The following is a 384-nucleotide window of genomic DNA, read 5'->3' on the forward strand; positions in this document are numbered from 1 at the left end:
GTCGTAGACAATCCAAGAATTTCACCTCTGGCCATTGAATACTAGCACCCCCAACTATCCCTATCAATCATTGCTATATCTCATTAAACCAACAAAAAATTAGAAATTAGCCCTATCTTATTATTCCATGCTACTAGATACACGACGTCTTGCTTGCCTTAATCGCTCTCCTTTCCTCAAAGTAATTATGCTCCTGTTCTGCAGTACCCAACATAGCCAAATGCCAAACACTACTTCTCATGCCACGAATGACAGATATTAATTCATAATTTAGATTCCAAACAAAAAAAAAATCTACACCTGTCAAAGATCCAACTACGAGCTTTTCAACTGCAACAATTTTAATATACACTATTGGAGCTGGAATTACCGCGCTTAGTCTTG

At 37.5% G+C, this 384-nt stretch carries 1 protein-coding gene; it reads right to left on the reverse strand.

Features of this window, described 5'->3' with window-relative positions:
• Positions 1-133: 133 nt before the first annotated feature.
• On the reverse strand, positions 134-384 hold a 251-nt coding region (locus CIL05_RS22395), incomplete at its 5' end, for a hypothetical protein (RefSeq protein ID WP_439144857.1).

This window comes from Virgibacillus profundi (assembly GCF_002287375.1).
GTDB classification, from domain to species: domain Bacteria; phylum Bacillota; class Bacilli; order Bacillales; family Amphibacillaceae; genus Virgibacillus_K; species Virgibacillus_K profundi.